The 20,557-nt window shown below is 61.6% G+C and carries 21 protein-coding genes; 10 read left to right on the top strand and 11 right to left on the bottom strand.

Features of this window, described 5'->3' with window-relative positions:
- The first annotated feature begins 6 nt into the window (after positions 1-6).
- The gene (locus tag NF676_RS16315; RefSeq protein WP_011333561.1) at positions 7-555 is read left to right on the top strand and encodes a cupin domain-containing protein; all 549 of its coding nucleotides are present in this window, start codon (positions 7-9) and stop codon (positions 553-555) included.
- A 142-nt stretch (positions 556-697) separates the two neighbouring features.
- Positions 698-982 carry a hypothetical protein gene (locus NF676_RS16310; RefSeq protein WP_217849279.1) on the top strand — a complete coding sequence of 95 codons (285 nt, stop codon included), beginning with the start codon at positions 698-700 and terminating at the stop codon, positions 980-982.
- Between the two features lie 70 nt (positions 983-1,052).
- On the opposite strand, the gene NF676_RS16305 is transcribed toward NF676_RS16310, so the two are convergent.
- Positions 1,053-1,484, bottom strand: a complete 432-nt coding sequence (locus NF676_RS16305) for a hypothetical protein (protein ID WP_252886392.1) — start codon at positions 1,482-1,484, stop codon at positions 1,053-1,055.
- Positions 1,485-1,642: 158 nt separating this feature from the next.
- Here NF676_RS16305 and NF676_RS16300 point away from each other — a divergent pair, with 158 nt between their 5' ends.
- From NF676_RS16300 to NF676_RS16290, 3 genes are all read left to right on the top strand, one after another.
- The gene (locus NF676_RS16300; RefSeq protein WP_236168622.1) at positions 1,643-2,065 is read left to right on the top strand and encodes an HD domain-containing protein; all 423 of its coding nucleotides are present in this window, start codon (positions 1,643-1,645) and stop codon (positions 2,063-2,065) included.
- 147 nt (positions 2,066-2,212) lie between these two features.
- Positions 2,213-3,268, top strand: coding sequence for an AbrB family transcriptional regulator (locus NF676_RS16295; protein ID WP_252867821.1), 1,056 nt, complete (start codon positions 2,213-2,215; stop codon positions 3,266-3,268).
- A 186-nt stretch (positions 3,269-3,454) separates the two neighbouring features.
- A complete protein-coding gene (locus NF676_RS16290; protein ID WP_252867820.1) occupies positions 3,455-4,240 on the top strand; it encodes a DeoR/GlpR family DNA-binding transcription regulator in 786 nt (261 codons plus the stop codon).
- A gap of 112 nt (positions 4,241-4,352) precedes the next feature.
- Here the strand turns inward: NF676_RS16290 and NF676_RS16285 are convergent, their stop codons facing one another.
- From NF676_RS16285 to NF676_RS16265, 5 genes are all read right to left on the bottom strand, one after another.
- Positions 4,353-5,636, bottom strand: coding sequence for an NAD(P)/FAD-dependent oxidoreductase (locus tag NF676_RS16285; protein WP_252886391.1), 1,284 nt, complete (start codon positions 5,634-5,636; stop codon positions 4,353-4,355).
- A 147-nt stretch (positions 5,637-5,783) separates the two neighbouring features.
- A complete protein-coding gene (locus NF676_RS16280; protein WP_252886390.1) occupies positions 5,784-7,148 on the bottom strand; it encodes a glutamine synthetase family protein in 1,365 nt (454 codons plus the stop codon).
- Between the two features lie 574 nt (positions 7,149-7,722).
- The gene (locus NF676_RS16275; protein WP_150741085.1) at positions 7,723-8,622 is read right to left on the bottom strand and encodes a bestrophin family protein; all 900 of its coding nucleotides are present in this window, start codon (positions 8,620-8,622) and stop codon (positions 7,723-7,725) included.
- A 25-nt stretch (positions 8,623-8,647) separates the two neighbouring features.
- Positions 8,648-9,646, bottom strand: coding sequence for a GTP 3',8-cyclase MoaA (gene moaA / locus NF676_RS16270; protein ID WP_041480911.1), 999 nt, complete (start codon positions 9,644-9,646; stop codon positions 8,648-8,650).
- Between the two features lie 119 nt (positions 9,647-9,765).
- On the bottom strand, positions 9,766-10,617 hold the full coding sequence (locus tag NF676_RS16265) for a CAP domain-containing protein (RefSeq protein ID WP_252886389.1): 852 nt from the start codon (positions 10,615-10,617) through the stop codon (positions 9,766-9,768).
- A 198-nt stretch (positions 10,618-10,815) separates the two neighbouring features.
- On the opposite strand from NF676_RS16265, the gene NF676_RS16260 reads away from it, so the two are divergent.
- On the top strand, positions 10,816-11,436 hold the full coding sequence (locus NF676_RS16260; RefSeq protein ID WP_252886388.1) for a cell wall hydrolase: 621 nt from the start codon (positions 10,816-10,818) through the stop codon (positions 11,434-11,436).
- Here the strand turns inward: NF676_RS16260 and NF676_RS16255 are convergent.
- The gene (locus NF676_RS16255; protein ID WP_016775166.1) at positions 11,433-12,146 is read right to left on the bottom strand and encodes a murein L,D-transpeptidase catalytic domain family protein; all 714 of its coding nucleotides are present in this window, start codon (positions 12,144-12,146) and stop codon (positions 11,433-11,435) included. The two genes, NF676_RS16260 and NF676_RS16255, sit on opposite strands and share 4 nt — an antisense overlap.
- A gap of 152 nt (positions 12,147-12,298) precedes the next feature.
- On the opposite strand from NF676_RS16255, the gene NF676_RS16250 reads away from it, so the two are divergent.
- Positions 12,299-13,915: a L,D-transpeptidase family protein gene (locus tag NF676_RS16250; RefSeq protein ID WP_252886387.1), complete on the top strand. Its 1,617-nt coding sequence runs from the start codon at positions 12,299-12,301 to the stop codon at positions 13,913-13,915.
- A gap of 150 nt (positions 13,916-14,065) precedes the next feature.
- Here NF676_RS16250 and NF676_RS16245 read toward each other — a convergent pair whose 3' ends face one another.
- From NF676_RS16245 to NF676_RS16230, 4 genes are all read right to left on the bottom strand, one after another.
- A complete protein-coding gene (locus NF676_RS16245; RefSeq protein WP_252886386.1) occupies positions 14,066-14,908 on the bottom strand; it encodes an NAD-dependent protein deacetylase in 843 nt (280 codons plus the stop codon).
- Between the two features lie 54 nt (positions 14,909-14,962).
- Positions 14,963-16,009 carry a class I SAM-dependent methyltransferase gene (locus NF676_RS16240; RefSeq protein WP_252876511.1) on the bottom strand — a complete coding sequence of 349 codons (1,047 nt, stop codon included), beginning with the start codon at positions 16,007-16,009 and terminating at the stop codon, positions 14,963-14,965.
- Between the two features lie 150 nt (positions 16,010-16,159).
- Positions 16,160-17,470, bottom strand: a complete 1,311-nt coding sequence (locus tag NF676_RS16235) for an ATP-binding protein (protein WP_110645568.1) — start codon at positions 17,468-17,470, stop codon at positions 16,160-16,162.
- Positions 17,467-18,207 carry a response regulator gene (locus NF676_RS16230; protein ID WP_024013314.1) on the bottom strand — a complete coding sequence of 247 codons (741 nt, stop codon included), beginning with the start codon at positions 18,205-18,207 and terminating at the stop codon, positions 17,467-17,469. The genes NF676_RS16235 and NF676_RS16230 overlap by 4 nt, the downstream gene beginning before the upstream one ends.
- A 297-nt stretch (positions 18,208-18,504) precedes the next feature.
- On the opposite strand from NF676_RS16230, the gene NF676_RS16225 reads away from it, so the two are divergent.
- The 3 genes from NF676_RS16225 (at position 18,505) to NF676_RS16215 (ending at position 20,525) form a co-directional block, all read left to right on the top strand.
- Entirely contained in the window at positions 18,505-18,768 is a 264-nt protein-coding gene (locus tag NF676_RS16225) for a DUF2790 domain-containing protein (RefSeq protein ID WP_016775158.1), read from the top strand.
- A 147-nt stretch (positions 18,769-18,915) separates the two neighbouring features.
- A complete protein-coding gene (locus NF676_RS16220) occupies positions 18,916-19,224 on the top strand; it encodes a hypothetical protein (protein ID WP_435406607.1) in 309 nt (102 codons plus the stop codon).
- 89 nt (positions 19,225-19,313) lie between these two features.
- Entirely contained in the window at positions 19,314-20,525 is a 1,212-nt protein-coding gene (locus NF676_RS16215) for a cytochrome c biogenesis protein DipZ (protein ID WP_252876510.1), read from the top strand.
- The last annotated feature ends 32 nt before the right edge of the window (positions 20,526-20,557 follow it).

The raw sequence follows: 20,557 nt of genomic DNA, 5'->3' as shown, positions 1-20,557 counted from the left end.
GCTGTCATGGATACGGGTTCTCGACTCAAACTAGTACGCGAAAGCTACAAACTCTCCCAGCGCGAGCTCGCCCGGCGTAGCGGCGTGACCAACGCGACCATCTCGCTGATCGAACAGAACCGCGTCAGCCCCTCCGTCAGCTCGCTGAAAAAGCTGCTCGAAGGCATACCGATGTCCCTGGCCGACTTCTTCACCTTCGACCAGCCCCCGCGCGAACACCAATACGTGTTCCGCGCCAACGAACAACCCGACCTCGGCCGCCACGGCCTGCGCCTGCTGCTCATCGGCGCCTCCGTCCCTAGTCGGCAGATGCGCCTGCTCCGCGAACAATATGCCCCCGGCGCCAGCTCCGGCGAAGAGCCGATCGTGCATGCCGAAGGCGAAGAGTGCGGCTTGGTCACGCGCGGCACGGTGGAATTGACCGTGGACGGGCAGGTGAGTGTGCTGAGTGCGGGGGACGGGTATTACTTTCCGACGACGTTGCCGCATAAGTTTCGCAATATCGGCGCGGATGAGGCTGAGATTATCAGTGCGAATACGCCGGCGAATTTCTGATCGGATAACGCATATTGTTTGTTGACCCGGCATCTTTTAGGGGGTGTCGGGTTGTTTGTTCCTGCCATTCGTCACCCCTTCCGCATTTTCCCCGCGCACGCGCTTCCAATGCATAACTCACCCCCGCAGAGGAACCGCCGACATGCATAAATCCAGTCTCGCAGCATTCACCTTGGCCACGCTGTTATCCGCCACTTCGCTCTATGCAACAGCCGCCAGCGATACCCCGGCACCCACCGCTAACGACGGCAATAGCCAAACCAATCCGAGTGCGCCGGAAGACATTCATTCCAATGGCGCCACCGTGCCCAAAGGCACGCAGGGCAACACCACCAACAATGACGGCTCTACACCTTCGGGTTCCAAGCCCAGTGGTTCGAAGCAATCGAACGACAGCGGCACGAGCAGCGGTGCAGGTGAAGGTTGAAGCTGTTTGCAGATGCAGCAAGCCCGGCATCAAGCCGGGCTCTCTGTCAGGCAATCCTCGATAACCGAGACTATTTAGCCTTCCAGTTCCCGCCACTGTTTTCGCAATCAATCTTCGCCTGCGCCAAGTGCTCACCGTTGTAGTAATACGTGGTGACTTTGGCGTTGTCGGGCATGTTCAGCGGTTTGGCGCTTTTGTCTTTGCTGGTCGAGTGCGGGTTGGCGAGGGATTCCTGGGTGAGGCGAGCGTTGCAGGTGGCTTGGTAGTGGTCGTCGCAGCGTTGGACTTTCTTCTTGGTGGCGTTGAGGGTGTCCTTGGTTTCGTTGCTGCATGACCAGTTGATGGAGTCCACCGGCATGCCTTCGTATTCGTAACAGCTATGGGTTTCCACGGCGGGCACTGCGGCGCTGGAGGAGCGGGTCTGGACGTCGCAGCCTTCGGCCATGACGCAGGTGGGGATGATGGCGAACGTGGCGATCAGGAGCAGCAGTCGGGTTTTCATCGGCAATTCCTCTCCAATGGCGCCGCGTCTGATCGGTGATTTGGCGCTTGTCTGGTTTCGAGGCGGCGAGGGCGGGCAAGGTTCAATCGGTTTGCGCCGAGCGATCTTCGCGTACACTGCGCAACAATCAGAAACATTCAGCGCAGGATTCGATTCCCATGGCCCAAACCCTCGAACGCGCTATTGCCATTGCCGCCACGGCCCACACCGGGCAGGTGGACAAGGGCGGGGCGCCGTACATTCTGCATCCGCTGAAAGTCATGTTGCGCATGCACACGCTGGAAGAACGGATCGTCGCTGTGCTGCACGATGTGGTCGAGGATTGTGGGGTGAGTCTGGATGATTTGCGCGGGGAAGGATTCAGCGAAGAGGTGCTGGCGGCGATTGCGGCGGTGACCAAAGTGTCCGGTGAGTCCTACGAGGATTTTGTCGACCGCGCCGCGCAAAACCCGATCGGCCGGGTGGTGAAGCTGGCGGATCTGGAAGAGAACAGCGATATCTCGCGGATCGCCTCGCCGAGTTGGGAGGATCTGGAGCGGATCGAGAAATATCGGCGGGCGATTGCACGCTTGCGTATGTAAGACGTATTGGATTCTTGTGGGAGCGAGCCTGCTCGCGAAGGCGATAGATCAGTTATTTATCTGTGACTGGCAGGACGCTTTCGCGAGCAGGCTCGCTCCCACAAGTGGAATGGTGGTGTGTCAGATAAATAGCCAGGAAGGCGAACCATGAAATCCATTGTGTGCTTGTTGATTGCGGCTGGTTTTGGCGCGTTGTTGCAGTTTGAAGGCGTACCCCACGGCTTGCTGCTGGGCTCGATTGTCGTTACCGCGTTGTTTGCCAGCAAAACCGGCATCGCCCCGGCAACTCCTTATGGCTTGGGCTACATCCAGGTCACGCTGGGCATCGCCACCGGGCTGATGTTCGAAGCATGGGACAGCGAAACGGCGACGACGATGCTGCCCAGCCTTGGCGTGTTGCTGATCTGCCTGACCGTACAAATTGCACTCGCCGGATGGTGGCTGACACGCGGTGCCGGATGGAATCGCACCAATGCACTGCTGGCGGTGTATCCCGGCGCATTGGCCGCAGTGTTCGATTTGCTTGAGTCGGAAAAGGCTTCGAGCAAAGTCATCATCGTGCATCTGATGCGGCTGCTGTTGATCACCGTACTGGTGAGTTTGCTCATTCCCGGGCAAGCAGCGGTGGCTGAAGTGGCCAGCGATCCGTTGACCACAGGCATGGCGCTGACCGCGTGCTCAGTCATCGCTTTGAGCGTATTGCTCGGCCGCCTGTTGTTGCTGGTCGGCGTCCCGGCACCATTCATGCTTACCGCGATTCTCATAACCGCTGTATTTGTGAAGTCGGGATGGCTGCACGGTTTTCACATGCCGGAGTGGAGCCTGAACCTGGCCGCACTGATTCTCGGCGTGCGCATCGGCTCACGTTTTCAGGGACTCGGCATCGCAGAGCTGGCGCGGCATGGGCGCACGGCGTTGGTCTCGGTGGGTTTGATGATCGTCGTTGCAGCGGTGTTTGCCGAGGTGGCTGCGCGCTGGCTGGGCGGTGATCCGCTGTCCCTTTGGCTGGCGTACATGCCGGGCGCGATCGAGACGATTGCGATTGTCGCGTTTGGCGGCGGGCTGAATGTGGTGTTTATCCTGACGCATCATCTGAGCCGGATGGTGCTGCTGCATTTTGCCCCGGCGTTGTTGGTGCAGGTCAGGCGTGGCCCAAGGCAATCGCGAACGACACGACGATCATGCAGGCGAAGGCGAAATTGAGATTCATGGGCTGTTCATCCTGAGCTTTTGAGAGTGGGGCCATTGTGAACAGGCGCAACGCAAAGAAAAAATTCGCCGTGTTGATTCCAATGATCGAAAGCATTGATAGCCGCTGCGTTTGTATTTGCCCGAGACTTTCGCTAGTGTCGCTGAAACCTGCAACTACAAGCACAAACAGGCACAACCATGCACGATCACTCCATCGCTGAATTGCCGTCCCTGCGTCGGCAGAAAATCCTTTTGCTTCTCGAACGTGACGGCAAGGTCATGGCTTCCGAGCTGAGCCAGCATTTCGCGGTGTCCGAAGATACTATCCGCCGCGACCTTGCCGAACTGGACAACGCCGGGCTGGTGCAGCGCGTGCATGGCGGGGCGTTGCCGCGACCGAAGGACTCGGGCAAGGATTACTTCACGCGTCTGGATGAGACCGACGAGGTCAAGGTGCGCCTGGCGCAATTGGCGGCGCAGCACATCGAGGACGGGCAGATTGTGCTGTTCGATTCCGGCTCGACCACCTTGCAGGTGGCGCGCGCGCTACCCGCCAACATCCGCATCACCGCCGTGACCGCTTCCCCACTGACGGCGATTGCCTTGTCCGAATATAAAGGTGTGAAAGTGATTCTGGCGGGTGGTGAATTGAATCCGCATTCGATGTCGGCCAGTGGTCAGGAAGCGCTGCGACTGTTGGCCGGAATCAAGGCGGATCTGGCGATTACCGGGGTGTGTGCGATTCATCCCGAGGTCGGGATTACCTCGCTGCATTTCGATGAAGTGCCGATCAAACAGGCGATGCTAGACAGTGCAGCGCGGGTGATTGCAGTGACTACGGCAGACAAGCTGGGTGCGGTGGAGCCGTTTGTGGTCGCGCCGTGCACGCGCCTGCATAGGTTGATTACCGAGCGGCATCCCGGGTCGGGGAATGTCGAGGATTATCGGCGGTTGGGGATTGTGGTGGAGCAGTTGCCGGATTGAATTTTGTGTGGGGTTTGAGGGCCTCTTCGCGAGCAGGCTCGCTCCCACAGGGTGTTGTGTCGTGCACAAATCCAATGTGGGAGCGAGCCTGCTCGCGATAGGGCCAGTGAATTCAGCGCAACCGCTCAAGCATCTGGTAATACCACATCCCCGCCGCCAGCAACGGATTGCCCAGCAGGTCGCCCATTGGCACGCGGATGTGCTGGCACGCGGCGAAGGTGTCGAATTGCTCCATTTGCCCGGTGATCGCGCGGCTCATGATCTCGCCCATGATGTGCGTGGTGGCGATGCCATGTCCCGAGTAGCCCTGGCAATACCAGACGTTGTCCGAGAGCTTGCCCAGTTGCGGGATGCGGTTGATGACGATGCCCATCGCGCAGCTCCACTGGTAATCGATCGGCACGCCTTTTAGCGCCGGGAACGTGCGTTCGATACACGGGCGCAGTTCCGCAGCGATGTCGCGCGAATCCTTGCCGCTGTAGTTGGCGCCGCCGCCGAACAGCAAACGGCCGTCGGCGGTGAGCCGGTAGTAATCGAGGACGAAGCGGCAGTCGTACACGGCGAGGTCTTCGGGGTTGATCTGTTGCGCCAGATCACCGAGCGGCGCGGTGGTGACGATGCCGCCCATGGCCGGGAAGATCTTGCCCTTGAGCTGACCCGGTTCGAGCTTGTGATAGACGTCACCGGCGAGCATCACCTGATTGGCGTCGATCTGACCGTGAGCGGTGCGCACGCCAGGTGTGTCGCCGTGAATGATCTCCAGCACTTCACTGTTTTCGAAGATCTGCGCGCCCAGGCTTTCGGCTGCGCGTGCTTCGCCAATGCACAGGTTGAGCGGGTGCAGGTGCATGTTGCGGGTGTTCTTGATGGCGCCGTGGTAGAGCTCGCTTTGCAGCAGGTCGCGAACCTGGCTGCGGTCGAGCAGGCTCACTTCATCGCCCAATCCGCGACGCACGGCTTCGTCGTAATCCTTGCGCAGATCGACCATGTGGCTCGGCTTGTACGCCGCGTGCAAGTGGCCGTGTTTGAGGTCGCACTGGATCGCGTATTTGTCGACGCGCTGGCGGATGATTTCATGCCCGCGCCAGCGCAGATGCCAGATGAAATCGTCCACATCATCGCCAAGTTTCGCGCGCATCTGTTTGCGCATCGCGCCGTCGCCGGAAAGGCTGCCGGTGACTTGCCCGCCATTGCGCCCGGTGGCGCCCCAGCCGATCTTGTGGCTTTCGACGATGGCGACTTTCAGGCCTTTTTCCGCCAGCTCGACGGCAGTGGCGACGCCAGTGAAACCGCCGCCGATGATCACCACATCGACCTTGTGCCGGCCTTGCACGGTCGGGTAGTCGGTGTCGTGGTTGAGTGTGGCGGTGTAATAGGAATTGCAGCGAATGGTCATGTCAGGGTCCACAAAAAATTCAGGTTCGAAGTGCATTCCCTGTGGGAGCGAGCCTGCTCGCGAAAGCGGTGTGTCAGTCACCCAAAATGTTGAATGTGATGACGCCTTCGCGAGCAGGCTCGCTCCCACAGGTTCGGTGTTGGATCTTTAAGCCTCGGTCAGATACCACCGCCAATCCTGCTCACCCACTTCAGCCATGAACTGCCGATACTCGGCACGCTTTACCGCCAGATACACCCCAAGGAATTCCTGCCCCAATGCCTCCCGTGCCCACGTGGAATTTTCCAGCGCCTGCAACGACGTCAGCCAATCGGTCGGCAGCAGTTCTTTCGCCTGGGCATAACCATTGCCCTCGACCGGTGCCCCCGGATCCAGCTCTTCACGAATGCCACGATGAATGCCGGCGAGGATCGCCGCCGCTGCCAGATACGGGTTGGCGTCGGCGCCGCAGATGCGGTGTTCGATGTGTCGCGTAGGGGCCGGGCCACCGGGTACGCGCAGGCTGACCGTGCGGTTGTCGACGCCCCAGGTCGGCGCCAGTGGCGCATAGCTGTTGGCCTGGAAACGCCGGTAGGAGTTGGCGTTGGGGCAGAACAGCAGCAGCGAATCGAGCAGCGAGGCGAGCATGCCGCCAATCGCCGTGCGCAACAGTGGTGTGCCGGCCGGGTCTTCAGAAGCGAACAAATTACGCCCCTCGGCATCGGCCAGGCTGACGTGCATGTGCATGCCGGTGCCGGCCAGATCATCGAACGGCTTGGCCATGAACGTCGCCTGCATGCCGTGCTTGTGCGCCACGCCTTTGACCAGACGTTTGTAGCGCACCGCCTGATCCATCGCCTCCAGCGCATCGCCGTGTTCGAGGGTGATTTCCACTTGCCCCGGGGCGTATTCGGAGATCGCCGTGCGCGCCGGAATACCGTGCAGTTTGCACGCGCTGTAGAGGTCGGCGAGGAATGGCTCGATCTGCTCCAGCTCGCGCAAACCGTAGACTTGCGTGTGTCGCGGTCGTCCGCCGTCAGCGTCCAGCGCCGGTTGCGGGCGGCCGTTGTGGTCGCGTTTGGCGTCGAGCAGATAGAACTCCAGCTCGCAGGCCATGATCGGGTGATAGCCCTCGGCCTTGAGCCCGTCGATCACCTTGATCAGCAGGTGCCGAGGGTCAGCGATGCTCGCCGGCATGCCCTCGCTCGGGTGCATGCTGACCTGCACCGCAGCGGTTGGAATCTGTCGCCACGGCAGGCGCACCAGACTGCCTTGCAGCGGATAGGCGCGGCAGTCGATGTCGCCGACGTCCCAGACCAGTCCGGAGTTCTCGACGTCCTCGCCTTGTACGGTCAGGCCAAGGATGGTGCTCGGCAGCGGTCGACCGCTTTCGTATACGGCGAGCAGTTCTTCGCGGTGCAACAGCTTGCCGCGCGGCACGCCGTTGGCGTCGAGGATGAACAATTCGATCATGTCGATATCGGGGTTCTGTTCGAGGAACAGGCGTGCGTCTTCGATGGCTGCGAATTTCATGGCAAATCACTCACGATGGCGCCGCACAGGCGCGCAGATTCGGCCGGACACGACGCGACAAAAAGGCGTAAGTGTCCCGGCAGGGATATCAGGAAAATCGGGAAATTGACTGTCGCGGTTTCAGCTCACGCGATCAGACGGGAGCGGCGATATCCGGCGGGCGTGCGGAGTGACGCAGCTTGGAGCGGCGCAGGGCCATGGGCAGATTGACGATGCGGTTCATACGCGGCCCCTGTTGCAGTGGGCGCGTACAGCAGAGACGTACAACCTTTGGGGTTGTTGTGGTGACGTACTCATAACGCGTGTTTCCGTTGGCGGAAAGCGTCGGCGGCAGGGCAGGCCCGGCGACCGGTGTGCCCGGATAGTAAGGGGGAATTCGCGCGCGTGTAAACGGAAGATTCGTCGGTGGCGCTTTCCGGCGTTTGGTCTGATTGACCGAGTTGCCTTTTTCGCGAGCAGGCTCGCTCCCACAGGAGAATGCATTTCAACTGTGGGAGCGAGCCTGCTCGCGAATGGCCGCACCTCGGTCCCGAGCGGACGCGCCGGGCCATCTCGTCGTTTGCCGCTGAGCCATTCAGCGCAGCACGTAGTCGTCCGGCTCCGGCGCGGGGGGCAATGGCGAGACGCCCAGTTCGTACAGCACATCGCGCTCCAGGGTGCGCACCAGTGCATCGGTCGGCAGATCGTTTTCATCGCGCCCGAACGGGTCTTCGAGTTCATCGGCAATCGCGTCGAAGCCGAAAAAGGTGTAGCTGACAATTGCCGTGAACAGCGGCGTCAACCAACCCAGCGATTGCGCCATGGCGAACGGCAGCAGCAGGCAGAACAGGTAGATGGTGCGGTGCAGCAGCAGGGTGTAAGGGAAGGGCAGTGGTGTGTTCTTGATCCGGTCGCACACCGCTTGGGCCTGGCTCAGACAGGTCAGGTGATTGGCCAGCAATTGATAACGCCATGGCGACAGCACACCGGCCGTTTCCAGCTCGGAACACTGGCGCCCGAGCTGATGAAGGATCTGTCCGCAGTGATCCGGCGCAGCCCCATCGATCGGTGGGCTGACCCAGTCGGCACTGGCCTGCTCCTCACTGTCTCCACGCAACCGCGCATTCAACGCGTGGGCGAAACCGCACAGGTTGCGCAACAGTTGCCCACGCAGGCGGGTGTCATCGAGGCCTTGGGTTTCGCGCATCACCGCGCGCACCCGCAACAGCACCTCGCCCCAGGCCTTGCGCCCCTCGTACCAACGGTCGTAACAAGCGTTGTTGCGAAAGCTCAGGAAAATCGACAGCGACAGGCCGAGCAGGGTGAACGGCGTCGAATTGATCTGGGCGAAGTAGCTCGGCACCAGAAGTTCGATCAGCACAATCGCCGCCGCCAGCAGTGTCAGCATCAAGGTGCGCACGGCGATGCGTTTGGCGATCGAGCCTCTAAGGGTGAACAGCACGGCGAACTGATTGGGTCTCGGTCTGACGATCATCTCGCGGTCCCGGTTGCGCGGCGAATCAGCCGCCGGTCATGTTCATGAAACGCACCACTTGCACGTCGTCGTTGACTTCGAAATTGTGTCGATACGGCTTGAGTTTCATCGCCTCGATGATCGCGTTTTCCAGGCGTTCCGGGTGGCCGGGATGGGCGCGCAACACCGCTTTGAGGTCCATCGAATGCTCGTTGCCCAGACACAGCAGCAAGCGACCTTCGACGGTCAGGCGCACGCGGTTGCACGTACCGCAGAAGTTGTGGCTGTGCGGCGAAATGAAGCCCAGACGAATGTTCGGCGCCTCGGCCACGCGCCAGTAGCGCGACGGCCCTTGCGTCGATTCGGTCGAGTCGATCAGGGTGAAGCGTTCGGCGATGCGTTCGCGCACTTGCGCGCTGGAGTAGAAGGATTCGGCGCGGCTGTGTTCGGCGATCGCGCCCAGCGGCATCTCTTCGATGAAGGAAATATCCAGATCACGCTCGATGGCGAAACTGACCAGATCGTTGATCTCGTGATCGTTGCGGCCCTGCATCACCACGCAATTGAGTTTGGTGCGGGTGAAACCGGCGGCACGGGCGGCATCGATGCCGTCGATGACCTGCGCCAGATCGCCGGTACGGGTCAGCTCTTTGAAGCGCTGCGGATCGAGGCTGTCGAGGCTGATGTTGAGGCGTTTGACCCCGGCGTCGAACAGCGGCCTGGCCAGTCGGCCCAATTGCGAGCCGTTGGTGGTCAGGCACAGCTCGCGCAGGCCGGGCAGGGCGGCGATCTGTTCGCAGAGTTGCACAACGCCGGGGCGGATCAGCGGCTCGCCACCCGTGAGGCGGATCTTGCGCGTGCCGAGGGCGACGAAGCTTTGCGCCACCTGGAACAGCTCTTCGAGGGTGAGGATCTGCTGGCGCGGCAGGAACTGCATGTCCTCGGCCATGCAATAGACGCAGCGAAAATCGCAGCGGTCGGTGACCGACAGGCGCAGATAATCCACGCGGCGGTTGTGACCATCGATCAATTCACGCTGTGTCATGGGCTCGCCTCGTGGATGTGGAACGCCGTCAGCGGGCGCAGATCGCGCAGGGTAGGCTGCGCTCGCCACGCCGTCCAATCACTCTGGCTGACCGAGTGATTGACGGCGTCGATGATGCCTTACGGTGCGCCAAACATTGCCGTCCAGTAAATGCCGGCGTTGCTTTTCGGATCGGTCGCGTAAGCGGCGCCCAGTTCCTGATATTGCGGATTCATCAGATTGGCGCAATGGCCTGGGCTGGCGAGCCAGCCGTCAACGACCTTGCCGACGGTGTCTTGCCCGGCGGCGATGTTTTCACCGACCAGTTGTCCGCTGTAACCGGACAGTTCGGCGCGGTCGCCCGGCGTGCGGCCGTCGCGGTCCTTGTGGTCGAGGTAATTGTTGTTGGCCATGTCGCGGCTGTGGTCCTGAGCGACCGTGCCCAGCGTGGCGTTCCACGCCAGCGGTGCTGCCGCCGCGAAGGACTGGCCGCCGCACTGGCGCGCCTGGCTGCGCGCGGTATTGAGTTGCGCCAGCAGCTTTTGCCCTTCGCTTTGTGCATCGCCGAGTTTCGCCGTCAGCAACGGCCGCGCGAGGACGATGCGCCAGTCGCGGTCAACGCGGTTGACACCGATATCGACAAACTGCGGATCGAGCACCACCTGACAGAAGCTTTCCTGAATCGCCTTCATTGCTGACGCCGCATCGCGGGGGCCGTTGAGGGTGATCGCCTGCACGTTGACCATCGGGTAGTGGGCGCTGGTCATGGCCTGCTGCAGATCAACCGCGCCGCTGGCCGGCAGGCGCAGCCGTGGATCGGCCGACAGCGGTGGCAACTCGTTTGACGCCTGCGTGCCGCAACGCTGGGGCTGGCTGCGATAGCTGTTGATCGACTCGATCAATTGCAGTTCATCGGCGGCCAGCGCCGAGGCGGCGAACACCACGCCCAGCGACAATGCGGCATAACGCAAAACGGACGGCATGAAGCGCATGGAAATCTCCCTTGAGCTGAATGCGCCCATGATGCGCGAAAGGCCCCCGGTGAGTGAATGTGTTTTTCTTTGCGGCGGATTTTTTTCTGCGCTGGTGTGCCCGTGCATTTGCTCGCTACACTCTGCGAAGACCCCGCAAACCGGGCGTCTCACCGACGTAACATCTTGCCCCGGACGGGCGCTGACGGAAGAATCGACATGGGATCGAAAGGCTTGGCGGGCGGTTTGTTGTGGATCTTTTTGACCGGCGCAGCATGGGCCGGGTCGCAGGCGCCGATCGAGGCCAAGGCCGAACAGAAAGCCGAGGTGCTTGAAGAGAAAGCGGCGGATAAAGTCAGCGCTGCCCCGGCGCCGAAATCCGAGGCGATCACCCCGACCGAAGCGCAGGCGGTGGACCCGGCCGGCGCCGCGCCGCTAGACGATCCGCTGACCTGTCTGGCGCGCAGTATTTACTGGGAAGCCAAGGGCAAGGACACCCCGGAAATGGAAGCCGTCGCCAGTGTGGTGATGAATCGCCTCGGCCACGACGGCTTTCCCGACACGGTATGCGCGGTGGTCAAGCAAGGTTCGGAAAGCGGCAACTGCCAGTTTTCGTGGTGGTGCGACGGCAGGCCCGATCAGGTCAAGGAAGACGCCGAATACGCGCTGGCCAAGGAAATTGCCGGCAAGGCGTTGAACCGTCAGCTCAAGGACCGCACGCGCGGTGCCCTGTATTTTCATGATCGCGGCGTGCACCCGAGCTGGGCCAAGGCCTATCGCAACACGGCGCAGACCGGCAGGTTCCTGTTCTACAAACCCGCCGGAGGCGACGCGCGTTAACTGGCGTGGGTGTTGAGAATGCTCGCCACCTGCTGCGGCTGGCAGTTCAGATACGGTGACTTCTGCAACCAGCGTTGATCCGGATACCAGGAAAACATGAACTGGCCGTTCTTCAGGCGATCGATCACCTGTTTGGCGATCTGCGGCCGCACGGCGGGGCAACCCTGACTGCGGCCGATACGCCCCTGACGCTTGCTCCACAGCGGGTTCACGTAACTGGCAGCATGAATCACGATCGCGCGATCACGGGCCAGATCATTGAAACCGGGCTCCAGGCCGTCCATGCGCAGCGAATAGCCGTGAGTACCTTCGTAGCTTTCCTGAGTGCGGAACAGGCCAAGGCTGGACTGATAACTGCCTTCGCGATTGGAAAACTGCGTGGCGAAGTTTTCCCCGGAGTTGGAACCGTGGGCAACCAGATCACGCAGCACCAGCTTCTTTTTGCTCAGATCGAAGATCCACAGACGGCGTTCGGTGGACGGTTGCGAGTAATCGATGATCGCCAGATGCCGCGAGGGTTTCGCGCCGTTGTTGACCGCGCATTGCATGGCGTTCAATGCACCTTTGAGCGCTTGGGGATTGAGTTCCGGCGCGGCGTGGGCGAGGCTGTTGTAGAGAACCGGCGATGGCTTGCCGGCGGCAAATACTGGGCTGGTCACGGCGACAAGGGTCGCGGTGCTCAACAGAAGTCGGCGCAAAAACGTCAACATTTTATAAAGTGTCCTCAACTTGCTACATAAACGGCACTTTGGCTCCTGACTCCCAGTCAATACCCGCAGGCTCGCGGTTCGAGCCTGACTGTTCAGCGCACCTGATGTAAGGTTGACCGTCATCTGGACGGCCATGGATTGGAGTAAAGCAGTTGTTCAAAAAGTACGCATGCTACTTGAGCATTTGTTTGCTCGCTGCGCCGTTTGTCGCTTGCGCCGATGAGCCGCTGCCCCCGCTCGAAACCCTGCCGACGCCTGAAACGCAATTGCCGGTCGAGCCGCGCAGCCCGTTGCAGGCAGTTTTGATCAGCCTGGCGCAGTCGTGCCCGGCCATTGCACCGCGCCTCAATGGCCCGGCGTTGAGCCAGTTGCAGGCGTTTTATGAGCAGCAGGACTGGATGCCGGTGTGGGCAAGTGAGTCCGCACGCTTGCCGGCATTGCGCGCGCAATTGCAGCTGTTGGCCGACGACGGGCTAAATCCGAATCGCTATGCGGTCGCGACGACACCGCCGCAGGATGGCGAGTTGTGTGCCGACATCGACATCAGCCGCAACTATCTGCAGGCCTTGCAGGATCTGCATTACGGCCGTCTGTTGCAATCGCATTTCGAACCGCTGTGGCGTGTCGACGGCCCGCCGACCGATCGTCAGGCGCAATTGCTCAGCATTGCCGTGCCGGGCATGAACGATATCGCTGCGGCGTTCAACCTGGCGCGTCCGCATCTGCCGCAATATCAGAGCCTGCGTCAGCTGTATGCCGCGCAACGCTTGCAAGCCTTGCCGCAATGGCAGCCGGTGGGCAACGGCCCGTTGCTGCGTCCGGCGATGGAAGACCCGCGCGTTCCGGAACTGGCCCGACGCTTGTACAGCGAAGGCTATCTCGCACATGCACTGGTGACGCCGGACAACGCCTACGATGACGTGCTGGTGGAGGCAGTGAAACACTTTCAGGCCAGCCATTCGTTGCAGGCTGACGGCGTGGTCGGGCCGGGCACCATTGCCGAGCTGAACATCAGCCCGCTGACCCGCCGCGATCAGTTGCGCGTCAATCTCGAACGTTTCCGCTGGATGGCCCAGGACATGGAGCCCAGTGGCCTGGTGGTCAACGTGGCCGCCGCTGAGCTGACGCTGTATCAGGGCGGTCAGCCGGTATGGCAGACCCGCACCCAGGTCGGCCGCGCCGAACGCCAGACGCCGCTGCTCAAATCCCGCGTCACCCGCCTGACGCTGAACCCGACCTGGACGGTGCCGCCGACTATCTGGAAGGAAGACAAGCTGCCGGAAATCCGCAAGGACCAGACCTTCCTCAGCCGCCAGAATCTGCAAGTGCTCGACGCCAACGGCCAGCCTCTGGCGGCGGCGGATATCGACTGGGACAACCCCGGCAACATCCTCCTGCGCCAGGACGCCGGCCCGCGCAATCCGCTGGGGCAGATGGTCATCCGTTTCCCCAACCCGTTTTCGGTGTACCTGCACGACACGCCGAGCAAGGCGCTATTCGACAAAGGCCCACGGGCGTTCAGTTCCGGTTGTGTGCGGGTCGAGCACCCGCTGCAACTGCGCGATCTGCTGCTGTCCCCGGCGGAAAAAGCTCGCACCGAGACTTTGCTGGCAACCGGCACCACCCATGAATTTCGCCTGTCGGCGCCGGTGCCGATCCTGATGACCTACTGGACGGCGCAAGTCGACAGCAGCGGCCAGGTGCGTTATGCGCCGGACATCTACAGCCACGACAGCGCATTGCTGGCGGGGCTGGATCGGGCGCATTGAGTCCGGCACCAGCACGGCAGTCAAAGATCTGAGTTCGATGAGTGATTTCAGGTCGACGAATCCCGTACAAACACCTCGGTCAGTCCCCTCTCCCTCGGGAGAGGGCTAGGGTGAGGGGCCGATTTCAAGCCGAACCCATTACTCAAAATCTCACCGCCTCAGCTCCTCCACCAACCACGGCAAAAGCTCCTCACACGAGCCTTCAATCTTCAAATCGAGCAGATCATCCGCCCGGGTCTTGCCCAGATTGATCGCCATCAACGGTTTGCCACGCTCGGCGATCACCCGACACAAGCGAAACGCCGAATACGCCATCAACGAAGATCCCACCACCAGCAACCCCGCCGCATTCTCGGCGGCGGCCAGCGCGCGTGCCGCTGTCGTCGGCGCCACGTTCTCGCCGAAGAACACCACATCCGGTTTCATCCGCTCACCCGCGCAATGCGGGCACTGCGGTACCCGGAAGCGCGCTTCAAATGCCGGGTCGAGCAAGGTATCGCCATCCGGCGCCTGCACCGCATCAACACCACTCAGGTAGGGATTGTGTGCCTCCATCTGCTGCTGGATCGCATCGCGCTCGCTGCGTTGCCCGCAATCCAGGCACAGCACCCGATGCAGACTGCCATGCAGCTCGATCACATCCTGGCTGCCGGCCTGATCGTGCAAGGTATCGACATTCTGCGTGATCAAATCGCTGATCCGGCCGCGCTGTTGCAACGCTGCCAGCGCCTCATGCGCGGCATTCGGTCGGGCCTTTCGCACGCGCGGCCAGCCGAGCATGGCTCGGGCCCAATAGCGCCGGCGTGATTCTGGGGCGGCGAGAAACTCCTGATACATCATCGGCTGCCGCCCACGACGCACGCCGTCACTGTCGCGATAGTCCGGAATGCCCGATGGCGTGCTGATGCCGGCGCCGGTCAATATCAGGAATTTATCGTCGGCCATGGCCTGCAACAGCGTATCGAGATGTTCGCGGATCGGGCTATCGAGCATGCTCAGCACTCCAGAATGGGCAGTGCCCGCAGGTTAGCATGCGATCCGCTCGGGTTACTTGCGCGCCTCCAGTATCAGGTTGAACGGTGTCTGCGTGGCGCGACGGAACTGCTTGAACCCGGCCTCGACAAAAACTTTGCGCAGGCGCATTTCCCCAGCCTGCGCACCGAGCCCCAGGCCGACTTCCTGGGACAGCGAATTGGGCGTGCAGATAAACGTCGAGGCGGCGTAGAACAGGCGCCCGACCGCGTTGAGATTGTCGTCCAGTTTGTCGTTGGCGAACGGTTCGACCAGCAACACCGTGCCGTCGTCTTTCAGCGACTCATAAGCGTGGCGAGCGGCGCCGACCGGGTCGCCCATGTCGTGCAGGCAGTCGAAAAAGCAGATCAGGTCGTAGTCGCCGCCGGGATAGTTTTTCGCCGTGCCCTCGAAGAATCTGGCGCGGTTGCCCACGCCGCCTTCTTCGGCCCGTTGCGTGGCGACGGTGACTGACGGCTCGTGGAAGTCGAAGCCGACAAACTGCGATTTTGGAAACGCCTGGGCCATGATCACCGTCGAGGCGCCGTGGCCGCAGCCGATGTCGGCAACTTTGGCGCCGCGTTCCAGCTTCGCCACCACGCCGTCCAGAGCCGGAAGCCATTCGGCAATCAGGTGACCTTTGTAGCCGGGGCGGAAGAAGCGTTCGGTGCCGCTGAACATGCACGGATGGTGATCGCCCCACGACAAGGCGCCATTGCCGCGCATGGCCTTGACCAGTTTGTCCTTGTCATGGAAAAACGACGCCACCACGCCGAGACCGCCAGCGACGTACACGGGGGATTCCTCCACGGCCAGCGCCAAGGCCTGCTCTTCGGGCAAGCGAAACTGACCGTCAGAGTGTTCCATGTAACCGGACGCGGCATGGGCGCTGAGCCATTCGCGTACCAGGCGCGGATTGCAGGTGGTTTTTGCTGCGAGGGCTTCGGGGCTGATCGGTTGGCTGTCGGCCATTGCCCGGTACAGACCGAGTTCTTCGCCGACAATGACATTGGCCAGCATCGCCGCGCCGCCCATGTCGTTGACCAGTTTGCCCATGAATTCGTTGAGCTTCGCCTCATTCATCACGTGTGCTCCTGAAACAGGATCACCGTCCGGCGGCGTTGAATGTCGAGGCAGGCGCCACCGGGCGGTGGTCACGGATTGGGGCAGGGCACAGCAGACGTCCTGCGGCCCCCTCGACTGGGTAATGAATGAGTCTAGTCGGTGTTTTTCTCAGCGTGGCAGCGGCAACTTCAGTTCAGCGCACAACCCGCCACCTTCACGATTGCTCAACAGCAGCGAGCCTCCCAGCGCCATCGCCAATTGCTGGGCGATCGCCAGCCCGAGCCCGGTGCCGCCGGTGTCGCGGTTGCGCGAATTTTCTACGCGGTAGAACGGTTCCAGTACCTGCGCCAACTCGGCCTCGGCGATGCCCGGGCCGCGATCGAGGACTTTCACCGACAGGCTGTTGCCCTGCGCTTCGACCTGCAATTGCGCGGCGCCGGCGAATTTCAGGGCGTTGTCGGTCAGGTTCACCAGGACCCGGCGCAGGGCCTGCGGGCGGGTTTCGATTACCGCCTTGCTCTTGCCGCCGAGCTGCACGTCCTTGCCCATGTCCTGATAGTCGAAGACCAGGCTGTCGAGGAACGAGTCGAGATCAGTACGCCGGCTCTCTTCGGTGGCGCCGTGAACGCTGCGGGCGTAGGCCACGCCTTCGCGCACCAGATGCTCGATTTCGCCGAGATCGCTGCTCAGTTTGTCTTTTTCGACCGAGTCGTCCATGAACTCTGCGCGCAATTTCATCCGGGTGATCGGCGTTTGCAGGTCGTGGGAAATCGCCGCGAGCAGTTGCATGCGTTCTTTCAGGTAGGCGGCGATGCGCGTTTGCATGGCGTTGAACGCCCGCGCGGCGTGGACCACTTCGGTCGGCCCTTGCTCGTCGAGTTTGATCGGATGGGCGTTGGGGTCGAGGGTTTCCACCGCATTGGCGAGGCGGGTGAGGGGGCGAATGGCGATGCGCACGGCGAGCCAGGTGCAGAGGATCAGCAATGCCAGTTGGCCCAGCAGCACCACCGGCAACCACGGTGACAGCGGCACCATCGCCGGACGGATATCGATGGTCACCGGGCTGCCGTCGCTCAGGCGCAGGTGGCCCTGGAAGTGTTGTCTCGGACCGCCGGGAACTTCGGTAAACACGATTGGATAAGTGTCGCCGATGGCCGCCGTAATCGAGGCAATCGCGACGGACTTTTCAGCCGAGGTCACCGGCATGCCCGGTTCGCCCTCGTTGAGCAGGTAGCCGTAATTGCGCCGGGCCAGTCGCGGCAGCCAGGCCTCGCGCTCGGCGGCGGGCAGGCGATCGAGGATCGCCATCGAAGTCGAGACGTCGGTTTCGAGGTTGCCGAGCATGGTGCTTTTCGCGCTCTGGTAACGCTCGTAATACTGCGCGCCGAACGACAGGCCCTGCGCCAGAATCAGTCCGATCAGAAAAATCAGCGACAGGCGCGAGGCGAGAGTGCGTGGCCATTGCAGCTTGAGTTTCATGCCGAAGCCCCAAGCAGTTCGACCGGCAGCGAGAACACATAACCTTCACTGCGCACGGTCTTGATATAAGCCGGCTCGCGAGCATCGTCCAGCAGGCGTTGACGCAGGCGACTGACCAGCAGATCGATGGAGCGGTCGAACAGATCGGCCTCGCGCCCTTGGGTCAAATTGAGTAACTGATCACGGCTGAGCACCCGTTGCGGATGGTCGAGGAACACCCGCAGCAAGCGGTACTCGGCACCGCTGAGGGCAACCATGGTGCCGTCGCTGTCGAGCAGGTGCCGGGCCGAGGTGTCCAGCTGCCAACGACCGAAGGCCAGCAGGCGACCGGCTTCGGTGACCACCAGGTTCGGCGGCAACATGCGGGTACGGCGCAACACGGCGTTGATCCGCGCCAGCAGCTCGCGGGCGGCGAAAGGTTTGCTCAGGTAATCGTCGGCGCCCATTTCCAGACCGATGATGCGGTCGGTCTCATCGTTGCGCGCGGTGAGCATCAGCACCGGCGTGGCCTTGTGTTTGCCTACACGCAATTCGCGGCACAACTGCAGGCCATCGTCGCCGGGCATCATGATGTCGAGCACGATCAGGTCGACAGTGTTGGCATCAAGGAAGCTGCGCATCTGTCGGCCATCGGCGACCACTGTCGTGCGCAGGCCGTTCTTCTTCAGGTAGTTGCCTACCAGTTCACGGATCTCGCGGTCGTCGTCGACGATGAGAATGTGATCGACATGTTCCATCGGTTCAAGCCTCTGTCAAAGGGGGAATGCCGTGCAGTCTATAGCGCCGTTGACCGCACGCCTGCCTGCCTTTGTATTGCAGTGTATCTGCCGCAGCGGCGGATACACACCGACGCAAAATCACGATTTTTTCGGGGTTTTGTATCGCTGTGTATCTACACATGGCGTGGATACACAACGAGTGATTCTCGTCCTTTCCTGACACAGACGCGATACCTCAAGCGCCTCAAATAGGCTCCATCGAGGCACACACAGACCGCCTCGGCTCAAACCCACTGAAGCCTTGAGGACAACACCATGAACAACAAATCCGTATTCGCCGCCTGCCTGTTCGCCGCTCTGAACATCTGCACCCTTTCGGCCCACGCCGAAGCTGACGTCAGCCGGCAAACCTACACCTACGGCACCCATCTGGATATCCAGAAAGTGCTGTCGATGACCGAGGACACTTCGGTGACCTGCGGCATCACCGAGGCGCGCATGACCTACCTCGATTCCGCCGGCAAAACCCGCGAGCTGGATTACAGCAAATTCGCTGACGGCTGCAACAACCAGAACTGAGTCATCCCTACTTTTTCTGCAAGGAGTTTTGCCATGAACAACGTCTCGCGCTTTCTGACCGCAGCAGCCTTCGCCTTCACCGGTGCCGCCGCCCACGCCGACAGTGCTGTGGAGCAGAGCAGTTGCGCCAGCAGCACCTGCTTCCAGCTGACCACGGTCGCGAAGGAGGGCAGCGATGCACTGATCGCCGCTGACGGCTCCAGCCGCACGCCGCAGGGGCAGATGGTCGCCGCTGACGGGTCGAGCCGCACGCCGCAGGGCCAGATGGTTGCCGCTGATGGATCGAGCCGCACGCCGCAAGGCCAGATGGTTGCTGCTGACGGATCGAGCCGTACACCGCAGGGCCAGATGGTTGCCGCTGATGGTTCCAGCCGTACACCGCAAGGCCAACTGGTCGCGGAAAACGGTGCCAGTCGCACGCCTCAAGGGCAGCTGCTGGACGGCCAGACCGCATGAGCCACGGCGTAGATAAAGCAGGCTAGCGAGGGACGTTTCCCTCGCTGCCCGGTTGCGTGCCCAGCCCCCACATTCAAGGTGACCCCGTTATGTACCTCATCGCATTTCTCGGCGGTCTGCTGACCGTCCTCAGTCCGTGCATCCTGCCGGTGGTGCCGTTTCTGTTCGCTGGCGCCAACCGTACCCGTTCCTCGATCTTGCTGACCCTCGCCGGCATGGCGCTGACCTTTGCGCTGATCTCAAGCCTCGCGGTGGTCAGCAGCGAGTGGGTGATTCAGGCCAGCAACACCGGCCGCCACGTTGCCTTGTTGGTCATGGCGCTGTTCGCCCTGTCGCTGATCTCGGCCCGCGTCGGTGACTGGCTGACCAGGCCCTTCGTCGCCCTGGGCAATCGTCTCGATCAGGACACCCGTAAAAGAGCCGGACCGATGGGTTCGATCATGCTCGGCGTCGCCACCGGCCTGTTGTGGGCGCCCTGTGCCGGGCCGATCCTTGGGGTGATTCTGACCGGCGCAATGTTGCAAGGCGCCAATGCCCAGACCAGCCTGTTGCTGCTGGCTTACGGCGTCGGCAGTGCCTTGTCGCTGGGAACGTTGATCTTCGCCGGGCGCGGTCTGGTCAATCGGCTGAAACCGTCGATCCCGTTCAGCGGCTGGTTGCGCCGTGGTGCCGGGGTTGCGGTGCTTGCTACAGTTGCGGTGATTTCCACGGGCGCCGACAAGGCTCTGCTCGCCAATACCTCTTCCGAAGGCGTGGCCAGCGTCGAGAAAAACGTCCTGGAAAACGTGCCGAAAGTGGTCGACTACTTTGTCAGCAAGGTCCGCGCGGATTCGATGATGGACGAGGCGCGGGGCGCGATGCCGTCGCTGTCGGGCGCTGTGCAGTGGCTCAATTCACCAGAGCTCAGCGCCGAATCCCTGCGCGGCAAAGTGGTGCTGGTGGACTTCTGGACCTACGACTGCATCAACTGCCAGCACACCCTGCCGTACGTCAAAGACTGGGCGAAGAAATACGAGAAGGACGGCCTGGTGGTGATCGGCGTGCACACACCCGAGTATGGCTACGAGCGCATCATCAACAACGTCAAGGATCAGGTGAAAAAACTCGGTATCACCTACCCGGTGGCGATCGACAACGACTACGCAATCTGGCGCAACTTCGACAATCAGTACTGGCCGGCGCATTACCTGATCGACGCCAAGGGCCAGATGCGTTACAGCCACTTTGGTGAAGGTCGCTATGCGGAGCAGGAGCAGATGATCAAGCAGTTGCTGGAAGAGGCCAAGGCACCGGCCGCCTGAGTGTTTCATGCGCTTGACAGATCTTCACCACT

The sequence above is a fragment of the Pseudomonas siliginis genome (genome assembly GCF_024072275.1).
GTDB classification, from domain to species: domain Bacteria; phylum Pseudomonadota; class Gammaproteobacteria; order Pseudomonadales; family Pseudomonadaceae; genus Aquipseudomonas; species Aquipseudomonas siliginis.
Note: the sequence above shows the minus strand (reverse complement) of the source record. Positions and strands in the feature narration are given on the sequence as shown.

Excerpts from the sequence above, each read along its gene's own strand:
- NF676_RS16315 (WP_011333561.1), top strand. The coding sequence starts at position 7 with ATGGATACGGGTTCTCGACTCAAACTAGTACGCGAAAGCTACAAACTC.
- NF676_RS16310 (WP_217849279.1), top strand. The coding sequence starts at position 698 with ATGCATAAATCCAGTCTCGCAGCATTCACCTTGGCCACGCTGTTATCC.
- NF676_RS16305 (WP_252886392.1), bottom strand. The coding sequence starts at position 1,484 with ATGAAAACCCGACTGCTGCTCCTGATCGCCACGTTCGCCATCATCCCC.
- NF676_RS16300 (WP_236168622.1), top strand. The coding sequence starts at position 1,643 with ATGGCCCAAACCCTCGAACGCGCTATTGCCATTGCCGCCACGGCCCAC.
- NF676_RS16295 (WP_252867821.1), top strand. The coding sequence starts at position 2,213 with ATGAAATCCATTGTGTGCTTGTTGATTGCGGCTGGTTTTGGCGCGTTG.
- NF676_RS16290 (WP_252867820.1), top strand. The coding sequence starts at position 3,455 with ATGCACGATCACTCCATCGCTGAATTGCCGTCCCTGCGTCGGCAGAAA.
- NF676_RS16285 (WP_252886391.1), bottom strand. The coding sequence starts at position 5,636 with ATGACCATTCGCTGCAATTCCTATTACACCGCCACACTCAACCACGAC.
- NF676_RS16280 (WP_252886390.1), bottom strand. The coding sequence starts at position 7,148 with ATGAAATTCGCAGCCATCGAAGACGCACGCCTGTTCCTCGAACAGAAC.
- NF676_RS16275 (WP_150741085.1), bottom strand. The coding sequence starts at position 8,622 with ATGATCGTCAGACCGAGACCCAATCAGTTCGCCGTGCTGTTCACCCTT.
- moaA (WP_041480911.1), bottom strand. The coding sequence starts at position 9,646 with ATGACACAGCGTGAATTGATCGATGGTCACAACCGCCGCGTGGATTAT.
- NF676_RS16265 (WP_252886389.1), bottom strand. The coding sequence starts at position 10,617 with ATGCGCTTCATGCCGTCCGTTTTGCGTTATGCCGCATTGTCGCTGGGC.
- NF676_RS16260 (WP_252886388.1), top strand. The coding sequence starts at position 10,816 with ATGGGATCGAAAGGCTTGGCGGGCGGTTTGTTGTGGATCTTTTTGACC.
- NF676_RS16255 (WP_016775166.1), bottom strand. The coding sequence starts at position 12,146 with ATGTTGACGTTTTTGCGCCGACTTCTGTTGAGCACCGCGACCCTTGTC.
- NF676_RS16245 (WP_252886386.1), bottom strand. The coding sequence starts at position 14,908 with ATGCTCGATAGCCCGATCCGCGAACATCTCGATACGCTGTTGCAGGCC.
- NF676_RS16240 (WP_252876511.1), bottom strand. The coding sequence starts at position 16,009 with ATGAATGAGGCGAAGCTCAACGAATTCATGGGCAAACTGGTCAACGAC.
- NF676_RS16235 (WP_110645568.1), bottom strand. The coding sequence starts at position 17,470 with ATGAAACTCAAGCTGCAATGGCCACGCACTCTCGCCTCGCGCCTGTCG.
- NF676_RS16230 (WP_024013314.1), bottom strand. The coding sequence starts at position 18,207 with ATGGAACATGTCGATCACATTCTCATCGTCGACGACGACCGCGAGATC.
- NF676_RS16225 (WP_016775158.1), top strand. The coding sequence starts at position 18,505 with ATGAACAACAAATCCGTATTCGCCGCCTGCCTGTTCGCCGCTCTGAAC.
- NF676_RS16215 (WP_252876510.1), top strand. The coding sequence starts at position 19,314 with ATGTACCTCATCGCATTTCTCGGCGGTCTGCTGACCGTCCTCAGTCCG.